Annotated in this window: 13 protein-coding genes; 4 read left to right on the top strand and 9 right to left on the bottom strand. The window is 56.0% G+C overall.

Annotation, left to right across the window (positions count from 1 at the left end):
• The first annotated feature begins 211 nt into the window (after nt 1-211).
• Both KR49_RS12840 and KR49_RS12835 read left to right on the top strand, forming a co-directional pair.
• Nucleotides 212-1909, top strand: a complete 1698-nt coding sequence (locus tag KR49_RS12840) for a hypothetical protein (protein ID WP_371257634.1) — start codon at nt 212-214, stop codon at nt 1907-1909.
• 41 nt (nt 1910-1950) lie between these two features.
• On the top strand, nt 1951-2919 hold the full coding sequence (locus KR49_RS12835) for a hypothetical protein (RefSeq protein ID WP_052378268.1): 969 nt from the start codon (nt 1951-1953) through the stop codon (nt 2917-2919).
• Nucleotides 2920-2924: 5 nt separating this feature from the next.
• Here the strand turns inward: KR49_RS12835 and KR49_RS12830 are convergent, their stop codons facing one another.
• The 6 genes from KR49_RS12830 to KR49_RS12805 all read right to left on the bottom strand — a co-directional run bounded on the left by KR49_RS12830 (nt 2925) and on the right by KR49_RS12805 (nt 11254).
• Nucleotides 2925-4202, bottom strand: coding sequence for an NAD(P)/FAD-dependent oxidoreductase (locus tag KR49_RS12830; RefSeq protein ID WP_253912881.1), 1278 nt, complete (start codon nt 4200-4202; stop codon nt 2925-2927).
• A gap of 116 nt (nt 4203-4318) precedes the next feature.
• Nucleotides 4319-5872 carry a DUF1254 domain-containing protein gene (locus tag KR49_RS12825; protein WP_043696243.1) on the bottom strand — a complete coding sequence of 518 codons (1554 nt, stop codon included), beginning with the start codon at nt 5870-5872 and terminating at the stop codon, nt 4319-4321.
• Nucleotides 5873-5913: 41 nt separating this feature from the next.
• Nucleotides 5914-7503, bottom strand: a complete 1590-nt coding sequence (locus tag KR49_RS12820; RefSeq protein WP_084188057.1) for a DUF1254 domain-containing protein — start codon at nt 7501-7503, stop codon at nt 5914-5916.
• A gap of 182 nt (nt 7504-7685) precedes the next feature.
• The gene (locus tag KR49_RS12815; protein WP_052378338.1) at nt 7686-8732 is read right to left on the bottom strand and encodes a DUF1254 domain-containing protein; all 1047 of its coding nucleotides are present in this window, start codon (nt 8730-8732) and stop codon (nt 7686-7688) included.
• Between the two features lie 127 nt (nt 8733-8859).
• Entirely contained in the window at nt 8860-10095 is a 1236-nt protein-coding gene (locus tag KR49_RS12810) for a DUF1254 domain-containing protein (protein ID WP_253912774.1), read from the bottom strand.
• A 109-nt stretch (nt 10096-10204) separates the two neighbouring features.
• Nucleotides 10205-11254, bottom strand: coding sequence for a hypothetical protein (locus KR49_RS12805; RefSeq protein WP_043696240.1), 1050 nt, complete (start codon nt 11252-11254; stop codon nt 10205-10207).
• Nucleotides 11255-11562: 308 nt separating this feature from the next.
• Here KR49_RS12805 and KR49_RS12800 point away from each other — a divergent pair, with 308 nt between their 5' ends.
• Both KR49_RS12800 and KR49_RS12795 read left to right on the top strand, forming a co-directional pair.
• Nucleotides 11563-12477: a hypothetical protein gene (locus tag KR49_RS12800; protein WP_253912773.1), complete on the top strand. Its 915-nt coding sequence runs from the start codon at nt 11563-11565 to the stop codon at nt 12475-12477.
• An 8-nt stretch (nt 12478-12485) separates the two neighbouring features.
• Nucleotides 12486-12881 carry a hypothetical protein gene (locus KR49_RS12795; RefSeq protein ID WP_043696234.1) on the top strand — a complete coding sequence of 132 codons (396 nt, stop codon included), beginning with the start codon at nt 12486-12488 and terminating at the stop codon, nt 12879-12881.
• On the opposite strand, the gene KR49_RS12790 is transcribed toward KR49_RS12795, so the two are convergent.
• From KR49_RS12790 to pheS, 3 genes are all read right to left on the bottom strand, one after another.
• The gene (locus KR49_RS12790; RefSeq protein ID WP_371257633.1) at nt 12845-13699 is read right to left on the bottom strand and encodes a formylglycine-generating enzyme family protein; all 855 of its coding nucleotides are present in this window, start codon (nt 13697-13699) and stop codon (nt 12845-12847) included. The genes KR49_RS12795 and KR49_RS12790 overlap by 37 nt on opposite strands.
• Nucleotides 13700-13701: 2 nt before the next feature.
• Entirely contained in the window at nt 13702-16104 is a 2403-nt protein-coding gene (locus KR49_RS12785) for an arylsulfatase (RefSeq protein ID WP_173402155.1), read from the bottom strand.
• Nucleotides 16105-16221: 117 nt separating this feature from the next.
• On the bottom strand, nt 16222-17229 hold the full coding sequence (pheS, locus tag KR49_RS12780; protein WP_043696230.1) for a phenylalanine--tRNA ligase subunit alpha: 1008 nt from the start codon (nt 17227-17229) through the stop codon (nt 16222-16224).
• Nucleotides 17230-17263: the final 34 nt, after the last annotated feature.

Genomic DNA, 17263 nt, shown 5'->3' with positions numbered 1-17263 from the left:
AGGCAGCGTCTCGCTGATGGGCAAGCCGGTGGACGGTGCCGCCATCACCCTCTGGCAGGCCAGTGGGGGCAAGGACCCGAAGCAACTGAAGACGCTCAGTTCTGGCAAGGACGGTGCCTTCTCGATCTCCATAAGCCCGGAGGAAGGCGCCGTCCATTACCTGGTGGCGACAGGCGGCCGTGTGAACGGTGAGGACGCGAAACGGCTGTCGATGCTCAGTGTGCTGGACGACGAGGTGGCGGAATCGGTCGTGGTGAACGAGCTGACCACGGTGGGATCGATCTGGCCCAATGCCCAGCTGCTTGAAGGCGACGCGCTCACAGGCAGTGCCAGTGCTCTGGCGATCGGTTCCGGCCAGGTTCGCAATCTGGTGAATCCCAGCAACGGCAGCTACGGAGAGACGCTGCTGCGCAGTTCGAACCTGCTCAATTCCGAGACCACGGTTCGCATGAACGTGCTCTCCAACCTGCTGGGCCTCTGTGCAGGGGCCGAGAACACGCAAGCCTGCGATGAACTGCTCAGCCTGACGGGCAGCGAGAACACCCTCTCAGCGCTCACCTCCATTGCGCGTCAGCCCTGGAAGAACGTCAGTCAGCTCTACAAGCTCTTCGACCAGAGCTATCCGATCGACAAGACCACCGAGCTGCGCTCCACGGCAACCCTGCCCTACCTGCTGTTCGAACCCAAAAGCTTTTCACTGTCCCTGGTTTTCAACGGTGGCGGTGCTTTGGGACTCGGGAAATTGATGTTTGACGGAAAAGGAAGCATGTGGAGTGGAACCAACTGGATGCCGGGCTCTCAATCCGGCGTGGTCAACAACATCGGCGGAGGCGTCACCCACTTTGGCCCAGGTGGCACACCGCTCTCACCAGCGATTAGCGGTTACAACGGCCAAGGGATTAATGGTGTGGGCTGGGGGACCGGCGTCTCAGAAAAATATGCCTGGGTTGGTGCGTTCAACAACATGGTCGGGGTGTTCGACCTCAAAGACGGCAAAGCCCTGGGGCCAGCCACGATTGATGGGGAAGTTGGTCAGCTTCAGGGCGTCGCCACAGCCGCCAATGGAGATGTGTGGATTGCTGATAACACGGCCAACCACATGATTCATTTCCCCGGTGGTGATTACACCAAGGGGAAGCGCCACACCATTGATGGACTTCAAGCTCCCTTCGGTGTCGCTGTTGACGCGCAGAACAGAGTGTGGGTGAGCAGCAGTTACAACAACAAACTCACCGTATTTCCAGGAGATGCTCCTGATCAAGCCAAAACGATTGAAGTGAACCTTGGGGGACGTGGAATCGCTGTTGACTCAACAGGGCACATATGGATTGCCCAGCAATCCAATTCCCCTCAGGGAGCACTACCTCCAGGCGCGAAAATGCCGCCCAACATCCCCGCCAATGCGCCACAACCCAAAACCATCATGGAGGAGTTTGAAGCCGGTGCTGAATACCTTTTGACCAACCCCACCATCACACAGACTGGCATGGTTGGCTTGATCTCACCCGACATGGAAGTCGTCAAGCCAGACATCGCCAAAGGCACCGCTTATATCCCCTGGGGTGTGTCAATCGACGGCAATGACAACGTCTGGGTCGGCAATCTCTATGGCCAAAGCTTGACTCACATCTGCGGCGTCAATCCCGCCAATTGCCCCGCCGGAAAAACCACTGGGGATGTGATTCACAACTACCAAAGCGGCGTCATTCAAATGACAACCGATGTGATCGTTGATGATGCTGGAAACCTCTGGAGCGCCAACAACTGGTTTGATGGTGAAGTCGTCATCAACCCAACCTACAGGGGCCGCACCTCCACATTTGGAGGGGGACAGGGATTTGTTGTGACCTATGGCGTTGCCGGACCAGTTCAAAACCCGCTGATGGGTCCTGTGCGCAAGCAAAGTTGAGGCTGTCTCAACATCAACCAGAAGCCACCGCTGTTGATCAAATGATTCGACATCATTTCATCGCTCCAATCATCATCGGACTGGCGAGTTTTGCCAGTCCGGCAAGTTTCGCAGCCCCTGCTCCACCTCTGCGTGTTGCTCAGCAAGATGCAGTTCCGACAGACACGACGGATGCGGAAGAAGACAACAATTGGCGACTCAACCTGGATCTTTACGGCTTCGCACCGCTGTCGGCAGACACCGATGTGACCCTGAATGGAAACAGCGACACCCTCTCCTGGGACCTTCGCGATGTTCTCGATCATCTGACGGGCCTGATGACCGTTCGAGCGGGACTCGAGAAAGGACGCTGGGGACTGCAGACGGCTCTGAATTACAGCCGGTTTGCGGGTGATTTCGGTGGCTCATCGTGGACGTCCCTGGATCGCTCCCGCAACCGTCGTCTCACCGGAGATGAGGTGAACCGACGGCTCACCCTTCGCGGGGATCTCGATGGCGACTTTCAACTGGAGCAGGCGATGGTCGACGTGGCTCTCCGCTACAGAGCCGGAGCTGTGCAACGGCCCCGCATGGAACCTGGTGAGGCGACATTTGTCGGTTTCGCCGGTGCGCGGATTGTGGGAGGCACCATCAGTGGTGATGTGGATGTGAAACTCGCATCCAGCTATGAGGGGCCGATTCTGGAGTCCGAGCGGTCCAAGACGCAGAGCTTCGATTCAGCCTGGTCGCACACCTGGGTGCAGCCGTTGATCGGCATGCATGCCAACTACACGTTGAGTGACGACTGGCAGGCCTTCCTCTACCTGGACGCGGCTGGATTCGGTCTCTCCGGACGAGAGGACCTCAGCGGAATCGCCCAGGCCGGTATCGCCTACACAATCGGGAATTCAACTCAGTTATCTCTCTCCTACAAATATTTCGGGCTCAATTACCTCGCTGATGGCAGCGACAACGGATACGACGCCAAACAGCACGGCCTGAACGTCGGACTTCGCATCCTGTTCGAGTGATCCGATCAGGAGGCCAAACTGTGAGCAACAGCCACAGCGGCCTTCGATCCACTGCTGATCGCACCTTCAATGAAGCCCCGCCACCCCTCGGTGGTGTCACCGGAGGCGAAGTACAGATGACCTTCGTGACGCGGAAGCTCATCGGCGAAGCGTCCGAAGCAACCGGGTCGGTAGGTGCACCAGCTGCCATTGGAAAGGGCGTCATCACCCCAGTCGTGACCAAACGTGGACAACAGACGGACCCCAGGCATGAATTCCTCGAGAACGGTCTGCCACTCAGAGAGCGGCTTCTCCAGGGCACCGGGCTCGAGACTGAATCCGGCCAACACCGAATGCTGCTCGCCGCGCTTGTAGGTGAAGCTGCCGATCAGGGGTGAATCGGTGGATCGGGACAGGGTCATCACCGCTCCGGGGTCACCCTCCACCTCGAAAAACACCTTGTATCCGCCCCCGACATGCTTCAGCTGCGAAGCCTCTTGCTTCACCGTCGAGAGCGGCGGATCAAACGAAACACTGTTCAACACATTGAGCGGCACAGTCACGACAGCACGCTTGGCAGTCACAACCTCACCGTTCACGGTTGTCACGGACACACCGGTCGCTGAGTGCTGAACAGAGGACACAGACGTGTTCAGCGCCACTTCAAAAGCACCATCTTCTGCAATCGCAGAAACGAGAGCGCCAGTCCCGTTCGTGAACTTGTAACGGGCAGCAGTGTCGTTGAACAGTTCGTAATTCCAGCCAGTCAGCGACCAGCAACGCATCATCTCCACATAGGAAGCATTCTCAGGTTGATTCATCGAAAGAATCTCGAGCATGCCCCCGACAGCAGTCCGCTGCAGGGGAGTGAGCTCCAGAGCATTCATCCGATCAGCCACCGTCTGAGCATCACATTCGACAATCGCCTCACGCGTGTGACGGGAGTCGTAAGGGAGCTCCCACACCGCCTTGGATGCTGCAAAAAACTGATGAAATCCATCAACAAATTCAGCCAGCTGGTCTTCACGCAGGTCATGCACCTGATCGCCGGTCTTGATCGCAATCCGCTCTGCAGCACAGCCGGGGGTTTCCTGAATTTCAAGGCCATAGCGTTCTTTTTCCGCCCAGACGAATGGCTGGGTCCAATGAATCCAGGTTCCACCGAGTTCCACCGCAAAACCATTCACCTCCTTGTGCCAGGTCCGACCGCCGAGGCGATCGCGAGCTTCCAGAACAAGGGTGGTGAGTCCGCGCTTTTGAAGATCCCGAGCAGCCGTGATCCCGGCGAAACCACCGCCGATCACAACAACATCAACAGAGCGATTGAATGCCACGATTAGAGAGAAAAATGGTACGTCTGGAGTGAACAGAAGACGTCATCCGGGCAACATCAGCCACCCGGATGGGTTACACGGATTGATCAGACCTTTTCGATCGATCCGAGCTTCCAGGTGCGCTTGAACCAGGGATCCAAAGGCCCATACAGGCGGAAGATGCCGAACCAGCCTTTGCCGGACACGGTCTTGATCCAGTTCTGCTCCTGACCAGCTGGTGCTTCGGGGCCAAAGTAAAGATCAATGCTGCCATCAGCATTCTTCACCATGTCCTTGTTGCGCTTGTTGTTCTTGCTCGGGTAAGGCATCTCCTCGCTCTGAAGCATGGAACGCGTCTGTGGGTCGTACACAACAAAGGAGAAGAAATCCTTCGCTGGTGCATTGGCAGGAATGGTGAGTTTGTAGGTTTTGGAGCCATCCAGATACTCACCGTCGCCATCCCGGGAGGAGAAGGCGTACTGGGAGCCCACTCCAGGGAGCTCCAAAGCCATCGCCGGCGTGTTCACCGTGGCCAGATAGAAGAACAGGGTGCGGCCGTCCATGTCACGGCCACCATTGCCACCATTCACGAGCCATTCGTGGCTACCGCCAGGGAATCCGGTTTGCCAATAACCCGCTTTTTCGGGATAGAGGTAGTAACGGGGATCCACTGGTGCAAACAGAATCGATCGGGCAGCAGCATTGCCGATCTGCACCGCTTCGGTGAGAAGTTTCTTCTGCTCCTCAGAGGGTTGGAAAGGCTTGCCCTTTTGAATCCCAATCGCGGATGCCATGCCGAGCAATTCCGGGGAGAACATCTCAGTGGGCTCCCGTTGAATCACTTCATCCAGTTCCTCATAGAACTTGAAGTTGTTGGCGTGAATCGTGTTCACCGACCAGTCAGTGAGGTTTTTGAAGGTATTGGCCGGAGGGTTGTCCTTCTTGGCGTAGGGATAAACCTTGAGGCTGTTTTTGAACGCGTTCTTGGCCGTATCTGTTTTGCCTTCCTGATCCAGGAAACCGCGAAGGATCAGCCAGTTGATCTTGCTCGGGGTCTTGGCCACGAAATAGCCTTCCGTGCTCGCAGGAGCCTCCTGACCGGGGCCAAGAATCAGATATTTGCCACCTTTGCCTTTGTCCGGTCCAGGACCACCCATGTCCACCACAAAGCGGAAGAAGGCATCATTCACTGTTCCAGGCCCTGTACCGGCAGGAACTTCCACCACCATGGGCCCATCGCTGAGATCCATGAATGCCGAGGCATACACGGTGTCCGTGTTGCCGGTAAGCCAGAGCGACTTGGAGCTCATCAGATCGTCAAAGATGCCGATGTCCTGGTTCGGCTTCATGCCGTAACCATCGCGATGGCCCACGTACAGCATCTCCAGCGAGGCAGCCGGCATGAAGTTCAGGAATGTCTGAACGCCACGGCCGAGATCCACCTGACGGCGGGCCTTGAGCATGGTTTCGTCATCGGGGAAACCATCGAAATAATTGAACGTGCCGATTCGGGTTTGAACCGAATCGGGCGTCAACACATCAACAGGGATTGGCGTGTTGTACCCCTTGGGGATGTGGTTGTCGGCTTTGAGAACAACTCCACTTCCGACTACGAGCAGAGCGGAAGCGAGAACAAGCTGAAGGCGGGTGAAGCGTTTCATGGGAGAGCGAAAGGTGGGAGAGGTTTCAGGCATGACAGGGCTCACTTGACCTGCTCGATGTCGTTGAGCTGCCAGGTTTTGTCGAACCAGGGTTGAAGCGGGCCATAGAGACGGAAGACAGCGAACCAGCCCTTTCCAGGAACCGTTTGAATCCAATTCGCTTCCATGCCTTTCGGTGCTGTGGGGCCGAAATAGAGATCAGTGGTTCCGTCAGCATTCACAACCATGTCTTGATTGCGCTTGCTGTTCTTGCTGGGAAGAAGCTGATCGGTCTGCAGCTCAGAACGGGTCTGAGGGTCATAAGCAACCATCGACCAGAAATCCTTCGCCGGAACATCGGCCTCAACCGTGAATTTGTAGGTCTTGCTGCCATCGAGATAGGCGCCAGTGGAATCTGTAGCCACCACCCCGTACTGGGAGCCAACGCCCACCATCTTCAGCACCATCGCCGGCGTATTGACGGTGTAACCCCAGAAGAAGTTATTGCGAGCATCGAGATTCCGACCTCCTTTACCACCATCAATCAGCCATTCGTGGCTTCCACCACCAAACGGTGTAAACCATTGCTTACCTTCGTAGAAATAAACGTCGGGGTTGCGAGGTTTGCCCATATCAGCACGCACATAAGCCACACCCACCTGCACCGCCTCCTCCAGGAGTTCTTTTTCCTGCGGGCTGGGTGCAAAAGGCTTGCCTTTTGCCAGACCAATCGATGATGCCAGACCTCTTAATTCAGGATCAAGCAGATTGATCGGCTCCCGCTGAATAACCGTATCCAGCTCTTCAAAGAAGTGGAAATTATTCGCATGAACCGTGTTAAATACACCCTCACCTCCCTGAATAAAAGTCATTTCAGGAGGGTTGTCTTTCATGGAAAGTGGGTAGAGCCTGAGGCCTTTCTTATAGTTCGCAACAGCCTGATCCGGCTTACCCTCATCATCGAGGAAGGCTCTTAAAATCAACCAGTTGGAGTAACTGGGAGAGCGGAAAACGAAATAGCCATCGGTGTTCTCAGGCTCCTTATCATCAGGACCGAGGATCAGATACTTGCCACCTTTGCCCTTGTCCGGCCCGGGAGCTCCGGTATCGGCCACAAAGCGGAAAAATGCATCATTGATGGTGCCAGGGCCAAGACCTGCCGGAATCTCGATCACCATCGGTCCGGTCTCTTCCAGATTGAAGAAGGTGGAGCCGTACACCGTATCGGTGTTCCCCGTGAGAAAGAGGGGGTTGGAATTCAGCGGGGCCATCAACATGACCTTGGTGTGATCCGTCACTCCCTGAGAGGCATGTCCAGCCCGCAACATCTCGATGCTGGCCGCAGGCATCATCGTGAGGAACGTCTCATAAGCCCGGATGAACTTGAGGTTGTCAAAACTGGCCTCGGCGGTGGCCGCATCGGGCATGCCGTCAAAGAAGTTGAACGTGCCGGCACTGGTCTCCACCGAATCCGGCGTCATCAGCTCGTCCGGAATGGCCGTGGTGTACCCCTCAGGCACATCACCACTGCCCTTGTTCATGGCCTGCGTTCCGGCATCAGGCTTGCTCGAACAGCCAACGGCAAGCATCGCTGCAAGCGTGACAGTGGAGAGTCCTTTGAAGACCGGACCGAACCGACGCGTCTTGGTCATCCGAAGAAAGGATTCATTCCATTGCAAATTAGAGATACGGCCGCGAGCTGACAGTCAAGAAGGCAACGCGGATGGTCCAATTTGTACGCATTTCAAAAAATTAAAACAATCCGTTGATCTGCGTTGTGCTGGGCGCAGAGGCCTATGTGCGTTCAAAGTGCTCCCAGCACATCAGAGATGATTCAATCCTTCGCAGGTTGCAACTCGGGGCGCACCCAGCTGCCATCAAAATAGGCAGGCTTCGGGTTGTAAATCCTGAAGGTTGCATTCCAGCCCGGGTAAATCTCCAAATAGTTGGGTTGCGTCTTATCACCACCAAAATTAAGCGTCACTTCACCCTGGGCGTTGGCCTTGGCAAATGCACTGTTCACATTGAAATTCTCTCCAACCGGGAATCCATCTTTGTCGTACACCGTGAGCGACCAAAAAGCATTGTCGCCATTCGGAACATCTTTGAGTGTCAACGATTGAGGTTCAGATGATGATGGTGTGTAGAACAGATAAACAGCCCCTTCCTTTGGCAATCCGCCGATCCCCACAGCTACACCCATGTTGTTCTGCTCCGGGGTGATTTCTCCCTTACGGCCGAACAGGTCTTCCGACTTCACACCTTTCTCATTACGTTCGTTGTTGTAGTCCGCTCGCAGGGCAAGCATCTGCTCCTGGTTCCATGGGTGAGGGAAGGCCATTTCACCAGAATCCGCCTGCTGCACCGATAACTTCGCCTGCAGGGCCTGCGCCTTGGCCACATCAGCAGGATCCTGAATATTCACGCCCGTGCGAAAAGCCACCGTGGCGTAGCGACTGCCCACATCGTCCTGCGTGAGGGTGTAGGCACCAGGATTTTTGTTCACATAGGTGTAACCCTGTGCATTCACAACCATGGCGCTCTGGTAACGACCCCCCGTCTCCGGCAGAGTGAATGTTGCCGGACTTGTCAGATCGAGAATCAACCAAGAATAGAGCGTATCAAAGTTGATTCGGATCACCGTACGATCTTTTGGATCGGCAGGCTGGGTTTCATGGGCGATCACGCCCAGCCCACTGCTGCAAGTCGCTGCAGCAACTTTGGCGAGGTATTTGGTGAACACCGTCTGCGTTTCAGCATCTGCAAAATTCAGCTTCGTCACCGGAGCAGGTGCGTCACTGGCCATCACCAAAGCAGGCTTTGGACATTGCTGGGCACGAACCGATGGCATGAACGGCAGGGAGAGGTCTGCGGCAGACATGACTGCCAGACCAAAACCCGCCGCCATCAGAGAAACAAAACGAGGAGAGAAACGATTCATGTTTGAAGGAGAATGAAGATGCCGAACAATTCAAAAAGGTCGACCTTGGGCTGACCTGATCAAGGAATCACTGCGCGGGTTGAAACTGCGGAGGGATCCAGCTGCCATTGAAATAAGCCTCGGTTGGAGAGTAAATTCGCAGCACAACATTCCAGCCAGGGTAGATATCAAGATAGTTGTCCTTACTCTTATCACCTCCAAAATGAATTACATACTCACCTTTTTCATTTTTCTTCGCGAAAGCGCTGTTCACATTGTACTTTTCACCCACTGAAAACCCTTGCTTGTCATAGACAGTGACCGACCAAAAAGCTCGTGGGTCGCTGGGAACATCTTTCAAGGTAAGGGTTTGAGGATCAGTGGAATCCACAACTTTGGGAATGGGATACACCGCTCCCTGCTTGGTGAGCCCACCCCAACCAACAGCAACACCAAAATTACGCATCTCCTCGCTGATCTCTCCCTTCTTACCAAAGGCCATCTCGGAGGTCACACCCTCAGGCTGCAAGCGTTTGTTGTAATCAGCACGCATCGCCAGAATTTCATCCATGTCGTATTTGTTTTTTGCAACAAATTCGCCCTTCTCCGCTTGCTCCAAGCCAATCTGATCCTGGACTATCCCAGCTTTTTTAAGATCTTCAGGATCCTGCATGTTCACCCGAGTGCGCACAAGGACCAACACATAACGACTTCCCATCGACTCTTTGGTGAGTTGATATCCACCGGGATTCGCAGTCTCCAGCGGAATCCAATGTTCCTCGTTCACCACTTCGAGGATCTGATAACGGTCGGTCTCAGGGAGCACGACCGTGGCGGGGCTATTGAGATCCAGAACAGCAAAGGAATAGAGGGTATCGAAATTCGGTCGCAAAATAGTGCGTTCCTTCGGATCCATTGCACCCTTCTGATGCAGGAACAGACCCATGCCATCCGCGCAGGTGCCTTTGGCGATTTTGCGCACATAGTCCGCGAGGATCACTTCCGTTTCCGCCACGGCATAGTTGGCCTTGGTGACCGGAGTTACTTCGTTGTGGTTCATAGCCACAGCTGGAGACGGACAATCCTTGGGACCGGACTCAGTGAGACCAGCTGGCTGCGGGAGGGTTTTTGCAGCCGCTGGATTGAATGGTGATCCGAAGGTTGCGGTCAAAAGACCCAGGGTTGCGGCAAAGGGAAGCGTTGCGAACAGAGATCGGCGAACACCCTGCAATTTCACAAAAAACACCCATTGATACGCCCGCGAACCATACATATGAATGCCACGATTGAGACCTTGACCGAAATGAATGCTCGATTTGTACAAACACAAAGAATGGTCAGTACAGCTTCAAGTCAAATTTGAAACACGAAGCCATCTCTGAGGGACTGAATCATGGCCAACCAAAGATCCCTCAGAAACAAACAGAGATCGATCAGCCAGCCGGAATCAGGAACTGAATCTGGGTTCGGATGGTCCAATCGCCAAGAAGTTCTTCGCCGCCAATCTCAGGCTTGACGACGTTGTAATAACCATGGAGTGACATGTTGATCGGTTGCTTCCCAACCTTGAACACGCGGCCCACACCGGCGCCGACAGGCACCGTCCAGCCATTGTCTTCGTTTTCCCAGTCAGCCGTGATGATTGGTGAAAAGGAGAAATACCAGCCCTTCGGCAGGTTGTAGTTGATGAAAGGCTGAAACAGCATCTTGTTCACATCAGCCCGATCTTCATCACCGGCGAACGACCACATGTTGTTCACCAATCCACCGACAACCCAAGGCCCCTTGGTGTATACACCGACAACGGCAGGACCGGCTGTCCACTTGCCCGACCCGAGAGGACCATCCGAAACAGGGATCCCGACGGTGGGACCGAAACCGAAGGTGAAATCACCTTCCATGGTCGGCACAAAGAAGGCCGATGGGTTGATATCACCGATGCCAACACGCTGCTCCTGATCCCAGCGCTTGAGATAAGGATCACCAGCCTCCGTCACACCAATTTTCGGATCAGCCCAGGGAACACCCAGAAATGGAACGATGGTGCGGGTGACGACCGTCCAGTCATCGCTCAGCTTGAAGGGGAAGACCGGCTGGACATTGACAACGTTCAGAACCTTGTCGTGATCGGCGTCGGGATCAATGGCATTGGGAGCCCATTGGGTATTCGGAGTCGCATTCCACTGGATCGGAATGCTGATCATGCTGGCGATCGGGTTCTGGGCGGCTTTGGCCAGAGCTTCCTGGCTCGGGCCTGATGCCTCAGCAGCGGCAGCCCCGGACGTCTTCGAGCTCCCCGAAGCCTGGGCAATGGTCGACTCCGACGAAGCATCCACAGCCTGCGCCAGATCCTGATCAAAGGTCAGAGGCGTGTGATCGAAGTCCGATCCTGCCGAACGATCAACATTCTCTGCCGATGCCTGTCCGGAAGTGAAGGGAGCCAGGGTAAGCGCCAGGAGAGCGGCAGCTGTAGAAAGCTTCACAAGGAAAGGACTTTTGTTGTGCCCAGCATGCCGAAAAACCGTGTGCAAAAGGTACGAATTGCGCGTGTCTTATTGGACCAGCATTGACAATGCCTTCAGGGCGCTTGGCCAGCTTCAAGCAATTGACCTCTGACCTGTGCCGCAATCGGAAAACCCCGTATGGTCAGGGCGATTGCTTTACAAACTCGCTGAGTCTCATGCGGATGTTCCGATCCCTGATCATTCCGATTTCGATGCTTGCATCCTTCGGGCTTTCATCAGCAGCTTTGGCAGAGCAGAGCGAATCTGTGGCTGAGCAAAGCCAGACGGTGCTGATCACGCAGGCAGCGGAGGATGAACCCACGGAAAAGACTGAAGACGACGAAAAGAACTGGCGGACGTACATCGATCTTTACGGTTTTCTTCCCCTGGAGACGACAACCGAAATCAGGGTGATGGGTAATACCAACAGCCAGACCCAGAACCTGGAAGATGTTCTCACCCCGATCACAGGTGCTTTCACCGGGCGTGTTGGGGTGGAGTACGGGCGCTACGGATTCCAGGCTCATGTGAATCATGGTTCCTCCTGGATCTCCGAGACGGTCGGCAGCTGGAGCGGGGATAACGCTTTGCGTGATCAGGTCGACAATGACCTTCCCGGAATCGTGAAGGACCGACGGGTCACCGCCAAAGGAAAAATTGATCTCGATACCACCTTCAATCAGACGGTCGTCGATCTGGCGGCGCGTTTCCGCGCTGGCGCCATCGCCAAACCTCGGATGGAAGCCGGCGACGTCTCATTCGTCGGACTGATCGGGGCCCGCATCGTGGACGCCACCATGGATGTTGATGTGGAGTTTGAGAACGACGTCGAGTACAAATCCACCAGCAACCGCCCTGGCGTGCTGATTCCCAAAGAGGCCAAGGCAAAGTTTGAGAGGGACTGGGATGAGTCATGGTCCAACACCTGGGTGAGTCCGCTGATCGGGATGCAGACCACCTATGCCTTCAGTGATCAGTGGCAGGCATTCCTGTACCTCGATGCTGCTGGTTTCGGAGTCAGCGGCCGTCGTGATCTCTCCGGGACGGCACAGGCAGGAATCGCCTACACGCTCGGTAATTCAACCCAGTTGTCACTTGGATACAAATATTGGGGACTTGATTTCGCCGGTCACGGATCCGATGACCACTACGACGTGACTCAGCACGGTGTAAACCTGGGTCTGAGACTGTTCTTCGATTGATTCAAAACATGGTGAAACTCACTCGCCATGCCACCCGGATCTCCTGCCTGGTGGAACTCAGCACCGGTGTCCCCCTGGTGCTGGTTCCAAGCGTCGTGATGGCTCTTCTGTTCGGATCACCGCTAGCTGATGGTGGTGATCAGCTGGCCCAGCTGTTCGGCGCGGCGCTGATCAGCCTGGGCATCTCCTGCTGGTCTGCTGGCGACCCAGAAGCCAAACCATCCACAGCCAGGCTTGGGTTGATGCTTTACAACCTCGCAGCCGCCCTGTTTCTGATCGGCTTTGCCTTCACCGGCGCAGCGCAGGGCCCCATGGTTGGCCCCGCTGGCTTGCTGCATCTCGTGCTGGGGCTGTTGATGCTGCTGGATCAATCCAGGTCAGCGGCACAGCGGAAACCCATGTGACAGGTTGCCGTGTCGAGGGTCTGGCCCATCAGGGCCGCAGGCCGGAAGCGATGGCAGTAGTTCTCAGCGCAGAGGAAGGACCCTCCTTTGATCACGCGCCGTTTCTGCTCTTCCTCCGGAACGGGGTACACCGTTGACGTCCACTCCCAGACATTGCCGCAGACGTCGACCAGCCCATAGCCGTTGGCTGGAAAATGACCCACCGGGGATGTCCAGAACCATCCATCCGTCTGCTCGTTGACCCAGGGGAACGGCCCCTGCCAGACGTTCGCCAGCCAGCGGCCCTCCGGTGTCATCTCAGCACCCCAGGCATAATCCTGAGCCACCAGTCCACCTCGCGCCGCCACCTCCCATTCGTCTGCGGTCGGAAGCCGCTTACCAGCCCATTGGGCGTAGGCGATCGCATCGTCATAAGCGACGTGAACGACCGGATGCTCCATCAATCCATCGAGGTTCGTCTCAGGACCTCGGGGATGCCTCCAGTCAGCACCAGCGATCAACGCCCACCAAGCCAGAGGCTGGCTGCGATCCACACTGGCCGGAGGCGGAAGAAACACAGCTGACTCGGGAATCTGCTCTTCCGGAGCCAGATTCGGATACAGCACGGGGTCGGGGGGTTGCTCCGACACCGTGACGTATCCCGTGGCATGAACGAAACGCTCAAATTGAGCGTTGGTCACAGGAGCAACGTCGATCCGGAAGGACGGCAACGTAACCCTTCGGATCGGAGATTCCTCCGGATAGAAATCGGTGGAACCAAGTTGATATTGGCCGGCCGGGATGACGGCCATGTCATCCCGGCTGATCGATGGCGACACGCTCAACCTTTCTTCTGATCTGTGTCCTTGGGATAGATCTGAATCGTCACCTTGTCAATCTGGCCGCCATAGGCGCTGTAACGCCGGGGACCAATGGTCTTGACGGTGACCGCAGAGCCACGGTCAAGTCCAACATCAGCACCCTCATCAATGGAGAAACGCGATGCAATCGTCTTCTCCAGGCGACCCTCAGCGACCACATCGCCGTTGAGTTTCATCCGAACATCAGCACCCTTACCAGTACCACCGCCGTCGTAGTCGAGCTCGAAACGAATCTCGGACTTACCAGTCGGTAATGGCTTGTCGCTCGTGAACGTGAACAGCTGTCCTAAGTAGTTGTAGGTGTAGGAGGGCTTGTTGTTTTCAACGTAAAGCGACCAACCACCAAAGCGACCACCCTGGGAGAAGATCACGCCGTCCTCATCGTCGCCTTTCTTATCAACAAAAGCGGTCACACTGTTCGACACGTTTTTCACATTGAGGATCGAGTCTTCGACCAGGTTCCAGGCATAGGGATAGAGATCCATGGACGTGCGATCACCCAACAGGGTCGGCCGTCCGGCAACGGACGGCACCAGACGCTCGAGAAGTCGATCATCCAGTGGCAACACCTGATTTTCAATCGCCTGTTCCAGGAACTTCTCCTTCATCTTCTTCAGGCGTTCCGGCTCCTGCTCGGCAAGATCTGTCGAGAGACTGAAATCCTTAGTGGTGTCGTACAGCTCCCAACCAGAATCGTCCGCAACCGGATTCATTCGTTCCGGCGCCATCCAGGGATACATCACTGTGGTCCGCGCCATCCAGCCGTTGTGATAGATGCCCCGGTTGCCAATGATTTCGAAGTACTGCGTGTTGTGCTTTTCCTTGGCATCCGGATTGTCAAAGGTATACATCAGGCTGGTTCCCTGCATAGGGATCTGCGGGATGCCGTTGATTGTTTTGGGCATCGGCAGATTAGACGCCTCAAGGATCGTGGGGGCCACATCATTCACGTGCGAGAACTGAGTCCGAATACCACCACCTTTTTTGATGCGTTTCGGCCAATGAATCACCGTGCCATTGCGTGTTCCACCGAAATCACCAGCCACCTGCTTGGAGAGCGCAAAGGGTGAGTTGAAGGCGATCGCCCAACCCATGTGATACATGGGATAAGTCGTCGGTCCGCCCCACTCATCAAGCTTGGCCTCCTGTTCGTCAGGCGTCTCTTCAATGCCATTGAGATAGTGGTTCCAATTCCACTGACCGGTCCTATCCCCCTCAACACTGGCGCCATTGTCACCAGTGATGTAGATCACCAAGGTGTTATCAAGCTCGCCGAGATCTTCAATCGCCTGGATCAAACGTCCAGCTTCGTAATCAGAATGCTCCGTGAAGGCAGCAAAAACCTCGGCCTGGCGCGCATAGATTTTCTGCTGCTGTGGCGTGAGGCTATCCCATTTGGGGATACTGTCCGGTGCCTGGGCCATCTTCGTGCCTTCAGGAACAATCCCTGCCTTGATCTGGTTCTGAAGATTGCGCTCCCTGAGAACATCCCAGCCCTCATCAAACTTTCCTTTGTATTTGTCAATCCATTCCTTGCCCACATGATGCGGAGAGTGGGCACCGGCTGAGGAGTAATAGATGAAAAATGGCTTATCTGGCTTGATCGCTTTTTGCTGCCGCATCCAACCGATCGCCTGATCGGTCATGTCTTCGGTGAAGTGATAGCGATCCTTCTTCGGAGCATCCACAACGGTCACACCATCGTGAATGGTGGGTTCCCACATGTTGTCTTCGGCGCCGACGAAGCCGTAGAACTTCTCAAAGCCCTGACGCGTTGGCCAACGGGTCTGAGGGCCGGCTGCCGTGGTCTCACGACCTGGTGTTTCATGCCATTTGCCGAAGGCGGCCGTGTTGTAGCCATTGAGGCGCAGGATCTCTGCCACCGGAACGGCGTAATCCGGGACGACCGTCGAGTTGCCCGCATAGCCCGTGGCGATCTCCGGAATCGAACCCGTGTTCACCTTGTGGTGATTGCGGCCGGATTTCAGCGCCGCGCGCGTCGGCGCACAGAGCGCTGTGGTGTGGAACTTGTTGTAACGCAGTCCGTTTTTGGCGAGCTTCTCAGCCGTCGGCATGTTCACAACGCCACCGAATGCGGACGGTGCTGCATAGCCCACGTCGTCCAGCAGGATGATCACCACATTGGGTGCATCAGCGGGTGCTTTCACTTCCCACTGGGGTGGCAGCGGCACCTCCGAAGGCAGCAGCTTGGTGACCTTTTCAGGCTTCGGCTCCGCGATCGGGAGTGCCGTCCGATCGAATTCAGCCTTCGACGACTGGCTCTTAAGCGAACTCGAACACGACGTGGTCATCGCAGCAAGGATGACGACACCACTGCTGATTGCGATTTGACGCAGCTTCATGAAAAACGGAGAGAGACCTGCTCGCCCCCTGATTTAGCGAGTCAAACTTCGAAAAGCTCAGTTACAACAGTTCGCAAGATTAAGAAACAACACGCAAGCTTGACGAGCTGATTGGCGTCAGAACTGTTCCAAAAAACGAAGGTCACTGGTGTATAGGCGGCGAATGTCATCGATGCCGTGCCGCACCATGCAGAACCGCTCCACTCCCAAACCGGCCGCAAAGCCACTCCAGCGTTCCGGGTCGAGCCCCAGACCCTCCAGAACGGCTGGATCCACCATCCCGCAGCCCATCACCTCAAGCCAGCGACCACGCCACTGCACATCCACTTCGGCCGAGGGCTCGGTGAACGGGAAATAGCTGGCTCTGAAGCGCACCGGAACATCCCCGAAGAACGCCTTGAGAAAAGCCATCACCGTGCCACGCAGGTGACTGAAATCGAGGCCTTCATCGATGGCCAGCACCTCCACCTGATGGAACACCGCCGAATGGGTGGCATCGGCAGCATCACGGCGGTAGACACGCCCCGGAGCAATGATGCGCACCGGAGGCGGCGTCTGCTCCAGAAAACGGATCTGAACCGGTGAGGTGTGGGTGCGCAGCAGCAGATCGTTCTGCAGGTAGTACGTGTCCTGCATGTCCCGGGCCGGATGATCCTCGGGGATGTTCAGGGCCGTGAAGTTGTAGTGGTCCTGCTCCACCTCAGGGCCTTCGGTGACGTTGTATCCGAGACCGAGAAACAGATCGACGATCTCCTCGGTGGTGCTGATCAGGGGATGGCGATGACCCATCGGCGTTCCCGAGGGCGGTGCGGTGACATCAAGGCTTTCCCGGGAGATCCGCTCCGCCATCGCCGCCTGCTTCACCGCCTGAAGACGCTCGCTCAGCAGTGCCTGCAACTGAGTCTTGAGCACATTCGCCCGCTGACCCACCACAGGGCGTTCCGTGCCGGGAAGCTTGCCCATCGCCCCCAGCACACCGGACAGACGGCCCTTCTTGCCCAGCAGGCCCACGCGCAGCTGTTCGAGCGCAGCGGCATCCGGCGCCTCAGCAATCTCAGCGGCCGCCTGCTGCTCCAGAGCGTCCAGCTGATCCGTGAGGTCCTGCAGTGTGACGGGGGCACTCACCGGCCTGCATTCAAAGGCAGCTGACTGTAAGCAG

The sequence above is a fragment of the Synechococcus sp. KORDI-49 genome, from assembly GCF_000737575.1.
Classification (GTDB): Bacteria; Cyanobacteriota; Cyanobacteriia; order PCC-6307; family Cyanobiaceae; genus Parasynechococcus.
The sequence above is the reverse complement of the archived record's forward strand: the minus strand, read 5'-3'. Positions and strand labels throughout refer to the sequence as shown.

What these genes read in the sequence shown, in the direction of transcription:
- KR49_RS12820 (WP_084188057.1), bottom strand. Translation starts at nt 7,503, where the DNA reads ATGACCAAGACGCGTCGGTTCGGTCCGGTCTTCAAAGGACTCTCCACT.
- KR49_RS12840 (WP_371257634.1), top strand. Translation starts at nt 212, where the DNA reads ATGCTCAGTGTGCTGGACGACGAGGTGGCGGAATCGGTCGTGGTGAAC.
- KR49_RS12815 (WP_052378338.1), bottom strand. Translation starts at nt 8,732, where the DNA reads ATGTCTGCCGCAGACCTCTCCCTGCCGTTCATGCCATCGGTTCGTGCC.
- KR49_RS12795 (WP_043696234.1), top strand. Translation starts at nt 12,486, where the DNA reads ATGGTGAAACTCACTCGCCATGCCACCCGGATCTCCTGCCTGGTGGAA.
- KR49_RS12835 (WP_052378268.1), top strand. Translation starts at nt 1,951, where the DNA reads ATGATTCGACATCATTTCATCGCTCCAATCATCATCGGACTGGCGAGT.
- KR49_RS12825 (WP_043696243.1), bottom strand. Translation starts at nt 5,872, where the DNA reads ATGAAACGCTTCACCCGCCTTCAGCTTGTTCTCGCTTCCGCTCTGCTC.
- KR49_RS12785 (WP_173402155.1), bottom strand. Translation starts at nt 16,104, where the DNA reads ATGAAGCTGCGTCAAATCGCAATCAGCAGTGGTGTCGTCATCCTTGCT.